The following is a 4,610-nucleotide window of genomic DNA, read 5'->3' as shown; positions in this document are numbered from 1 at the left end:
CTCACTAATGATTAAATTGCGTTTATATTAGAAATTCAACTATTCATTTTATGGAACTTCCTAGATTTCTCATGGGCGATAACGTTCATTATCCTGAAGATATTTTTGTCATTCACTTAGAATATCCACGTTTTATCATCAATCTTAAAGATGACGAAGTAGAGTTTCTTGAAGAAGTAACAAAAGCAGATGCCGAAGAACTGGAAGAAGAGACTAAAAACCTGATAGAAGAAGCCAGTCGTTTCTACGACGAGCAAATGGAACTTTACGATCAATAATGGAAGATATAAAAAAATTAGACTGGGACGCCACCTTATTTCTTAATGATTGGGGAAATGATGCTGTTGACCTATTCTTCAATATCGTTACTCATAAATTTTATGCGGTACCGCTTTATTTATATATACTTTTTACACTGTATAAAAAATTAGGAGTTCGCAATTTAGCCATCGCATTGATTGCTATAGCTCTATTAATCACCTGTACAGATCAACTGGCAAATCTTTTTAAAAACGGTTTTGAAAGATTCCGTCCATTTAGAGAACCTGCTTTAGAAGGTCTTATTTCTAAGGTAGGTAAAAGTGGCGGCACCTATGGTTTTTATAGCGGCCATGCCAGCAGTGCTTTTGCACTAGCTACCTTTTTGTGGTTTATATTGAAAAGGAAACACAAGACATTGGGCATCGTTATGCTCGTCTGGGCAGTTCTGGTTGCTTACAGTCGTGTTTATCTAGGCGTTCATTATCTAGGTGATGTGCTCATGGGAGCGTTTATGGGGACTTTATTAGGTTTGTTTTTTGCGTGGGTATACGCTTTCGCGAAAGCGAGATACGGAGTTTCCACTACTATAAATTAAATAGGGATGAAAAAGCAATTCTATTTTGAAGTGGCTACCCAATGGAAAAAAGGCGATCATAAAAATCCCAAAACACATACTTCTAAAACCGCAGGAAAATCCAATTTAAACATCTCTGCGGCTAGCGAATTTAAAGGAGAAGCCAGCAAACACAATCCCGAAGATTTACTGCTCAGCGCACTTTCATCTTGTCACATGATGTCCTATTTCTATGTGTGCCAGCAACAAGGGGTTGAGGTGGTAGATTACAAAGACAAGGCTGTTGGAACACTAGAATTGCGATCAGATTTAAGTGGTGGTTTTACTAAAGTTCAATTAAATCCGGTGGCAACGATCACCAATGTTGCTCAAAAAGCACTTGCTATAGATTTACATAAAAAGGCTCATGAGCTTTGTTTTATAGCCAATTCTGTTAGTTTTCCAGTGGTTATCGATGCAGTTGTGGAGCTTTTGGAAAGTGAAAAATGACTTTTGATAATTGTACACGCACACATTCTTAAGACCTACAAGCGACTAATTGTAACCCCTAGAGATCAGTGATCGCATGTAATGTTCCATTTGGTATAAAGCGCTCTTATGCGAGATGGCCAATAGGGGTGGTTTTAATTAAAAACATCAAAGGATAATTTTATTCCTTGAATAATCATATTAGTCCCTATAATGGCAATGATCAACCCCATCAATTTACCGATTACAGAGATTACATTATCGCCTATCTTTTTTGCAATGATATCGCTTAGTGTAAAGGCTATGTAATTGAGAAAACACATCAAAGCAAAAACTAGAATAACAACGGCTATATTTATATAAGACGTTGTGTTGGCAACAAAGTTGGTTGCTGTTACGATGGTTCCTGGGCCTGCTAGAATAGGAATTGCCAGCGGTGAAATAGCTATGTTCTCATCAATATTTACCTTTCGTAAATTCTTAATGTTTGATTTTTTGGACTGTAACATTTCAAATCCGACAAAGAAGATTAAAATTCCACCCGTAATCTTAAAAGCGGGTATGGTAATGCCGAATAAGTCAAAGATAAAATTACCAAGCAGGACAAATACAGCAACTATGATGAAAGCAACCAGTATGGCTTTTAAATTGATTCTTTGTTTGGTCTCCTTATCTGCTCCTTCTGTTAAGGAGAGGAATATGGGCATATTAGAAATCGGATTCATAATGGCAAAAAAGCCAGTGAACACCGTAATTGCAAAAGTTGCTAATTCATTCATTTAACTAGGATCTAATTGAAAAGTGACGGAAACCTAGGACAATACCTCATAATTTTTCCCTAGGTAAAAATAGTCAAAAACAATGTTTTACAATTTATAGATTAAGGACTTTAAAAGGAGGCATCCACTAAGCTATTTTTATGTTTTTTCAGAATGTTTTTAAAAATAGACATCAAAAAGATCCTCGCTTAAGAAGCCTGCACCTGACGCGCCATTTTTGCGAGAGGAATATAAGGTAGGATTTTACAAAAATCTTGGAGTGCTGGAGCGATGCTTATCCCTAAGATCTACTTTATCCAAAACTACAACCCTAACAATTCATCAATCGTATTGGAAGTAACCGAATGGTAATTAGGTCGTGCAGTTTTATAAATAGTTAAGGCTTCTTCTATCCGGTCTGTTTTTTTAAATGCTTTAAATAGCGTCGTTACATACCAGCGTCTTCCTACGGTATTTAAGAATTCTGAGATTTTGGAATCGACCTTGTTGCCATGATAGCCCTTTATAATGGATTGCTCATACCAAACCATGCTGATGTAAGAGTTCGTAGAATCCGTAAAATAAAAAGTGTCGTCTAGTTGTTGCAGTTGCTCTAAGGTGATGTCTTCTGGAAAATTACGGACAAAATGAACCCATTCCTGTGGTGTCCACGTAGTGGTTATGCTGGCGTCAATGGTATTGGTTTCCACAAATGCTTGTAAGACCTTTTCTACACGTGTAAATGCATCGGATTCAATAATGGCTGCGTTATCTGGAACACCAGGCTGGTAGATCCATTCTTCTGTATTAAAGGTGATGTTGTTCTTTTCTAGTAAATTAGTATTGAGATACGTTATGAAATCTTCAGTATTTGTTGTGGAAAAAGCGTTTTTCTTAAAATAGGATTTTAAAAAGCCATCCATTTGTTCACGACCTACTTTTTCTTCCAGCGTTCTTAAAAACAAATAACCTTTGTCGTAAGCGATGCTGTTCATACCCTCATCAGGATTTCTACCTTTTAAATCTAACTTTAGTTTGGTGTCATTTGGGCTGTCTTTTAAGGATTCTAATTCATCCTCTAAATCCTGACGACCTATCAATGCTAACATATCAGCACGTTTTTTACCATAGAGGGCTTCCATGATTCTAATTTCAAAATAAACGGTAAAACCTTCATTGAGCCAGAAATCATTCCAGGTAGCATTTGTAACTAAATTACCTGACCAAGAATGGGCTAATTCGTGCGCGACAAGCGAAGTCAAACTTTTATCACCTGCAATAACCGTAGGCGTAGCAAAGGTCAACCGCGGATTCTCCATTCCGCCAAAAGGGAAACTAGGAGGTAATACAATCACATCAAATTGTTCCCAGTCGTAAGCGCCGTATAAATTCTCTGCGGTAACAACCATTTTTTCCATATCTGAAAACTCTGTATGAACTTTATCCAGCATGGATTTCTCTGCATACACACCAGTTCTATCGCTTATGGCTTTGTATTCTATATCCCCTATGGCAAGCGCAATAAGGTAGGCTGGAATGGGTTGTACCATTTTAAAATGATAGATGCCATCTGCTGTTTTTTCCTTTGGATTCTCAGCACTCATAACAGCCATAAGGTTTGATGGTACTTGTACCTTTGCCTCATAAGTAATACGTATCTGCGGACTGTCCTGAATAGGAATCCAAGTACGTGTTAAAATTGCCTGGCCTTGTGTAAAGAGAAATGGATTTGTTTTGTCGGCTGTTTGTTGTGCGGTTAACCATTGCAACGCTTCTGTTTGAGCGGTTGTCCTGTAAGTGATTGCAATTTTATTGGTACTTTCTTTAATTTCAATACGCAACGGCTGCCCTAACGACTCATCCATAGTGCCTAATTGGAATCTTGTTTCTTTACCATCAGCTTTTACCGCGATGATTTCTAAATATTTAGCATCTAAAATAATAGCTGTTGCGCCATTATTTACAACATCATAAGTGGCTGTACCGCTAATCACCTGCGTATCAAAATTCACATCAATATCTAAATCCAGATGTGTAATCACAGCATCGTTAGGTTGTGCGTAGGAATGAAATTCTTCCATGTAGGTTTTTGCGTTTGTTTTTTCTTTATCCATTTCTTGGGATTTGTTGCAGCTTGTGAGAGTGGCCATGCAGGTTATGGCTAGGATGAAAAGGTTTTTCATTTGGGGTGGTTTGTGGTGCTAAAGTAACAAAAGCTCAGGGATTCCAATCATTGAACTAAACAGGTGATTCAAAATAGATTTCTCGATAACGTAAAAGATCTTCGCTTAAGAAGCCTGCATGCCACGCACTTTTTTGGGAGAGGAATGTACTGTACAGATCGTCTAGCTCGCTAGCGATCAGTAGTTGTTGAGCGTATTTATACCTAAGATACACGGTATTCAAAACTACAATCCCAACAGCTCACTAGCCGCATCAAAAGGACTCTTTATTTTACCTAAAACTTCTTTTTCTAAAACAGCCAATTTTGTAATCACTTCTGGACGCTTATAGAAGTTGGTTGTAATGGCGTCTTCTACCGTTTGATG

5 protein-coding genes are annotated in these 4,610 nt (G+C 37.6%); 3 read left to right on the top strand and 2 right to left on the bottom strand.

Going from position 1 to position 4,610, the window contains the following annotated elements; translation table 11 throughout:
- Positions 1-50 precede the first annotated feature (50 nt).
- From ACJAT0_RS12650 to ACJAT0_RS12640, 3 genes are read left to right on the top strand one after another with little or no spacing between them, the layout of a single operon-like run.
- Positions 51-278, top strand: a complete 228-nt coding sequence (locus tag ACJAT0_RS12650) for a hypothetical protein (protein WP_374004002.1) — start codon at positions 51-53, stop codon at positions 276-278.
- Positions 278-856 (top strand): phosphatase PAP2 family protein, encoded by a 579-nt coding sequence (locus tag ACJAT0_RS12645; RefSeq protein WP_374004001.1) that lies wholly within the window; start codon positions 278-280, stop codon positions 854-856. The genes ACJAT0_RS12650 and ACJAT0_RS12645 overlap by 1 nt, the downstream gene beginning before the upstream one ends.
- Positions 857-862: 6 nt before the next feature.
- On the top strand, positions 863-1,324 hold the full coding sequence (locus tag ACJAT0_RS12640) for an OsmC family protein (RefSeq protein ID WP_415181945.1): 462 nt from the start codon (positions 863-865) through the stop codon (positions 1,322-1,324).
- Between the two features lie 134 nt (positions 1,325-1,458).
- Here the strand turns inward: ACJAT0_RS12640 and ACJAT0_RS12635 are convergent, their stop codons facing one another.
- Positions 1,459-2,082 carry a MarC family protein gene (locus ACJAT0_RS12635; protein WP_415181944.1) on the bottom strand — a complete coding sequence of 208 codons (624 nt, stop codon included), beginning with the start codon at positions 2,080-2,082 and terminating at the stop codon, positions 1,459-1,461.
- Between the two features lie 302 nt (positions 2,083-2,384).
- On the bottom strand, positions 2,385-4,244 hold the full coding sequence (locus ACJAT0_RS12630; protein WP_415181943.1) for a M1 family metallopeptidase: 1,860 nt from the start codon (positions 4,242-4,244) through the stop codon (positions 2,385-2,387).
- Between the last annotated feature and the right edge of the window lie 366 nt (positions 4,245-4,610).

The sequence above is a fragment of the Nonlabens sp. genome (genome assembly GCF_047636915.1).
Classification (GTDB): Bacteria; Bacteroidota; Bacteroidia; order Flavobacteriales; family Flavobacteriaceae; genus Nonlabens.
This window is presented reverse-complemented; position numbering and strand designations above follow the sequence as displayed.

Excerpts from the sequence above, each read along its gene's own strand:
- ACJAT0_RS12645 (WP_374004001.1), top strand. The coding sequence starts at position 278 with ATGGAAGATATAAAAAAATTAGACTGGGACGCCACCTTATTTCTTAAT.
- ACJAT0_RS12640 (WP_415181945.1), top strand. The coding sequence starts at position 863 with ATGAAAAAGCAATTCTATTTTGAAGTGGCTACCCAATGGAAAAAAGGC.
- ACJAT0_RS12650 (WP_374004002.1), top strand. The coding sequence starts at position 51 with ATGGAACTTCCTAGATTTCTCATGGGCGATAACGTTCATTATCCTGAA.
- ACJAT0_RS12630 (WP_415181943.1), bottom strand. The coding sequence starts at position 4,244 with ATGAAAAACCTTTTCATCCTAGCCATAACCTGCATGGCCACTCTCACA.
- ACJAT0_RS12635 (WP_415181944.1), bottom strand. The coding sequence starts at position 2,082 with ATGAATGAATTAGCAACTTTTGCAATTACGGTGTTCACTGGCTTTTTT.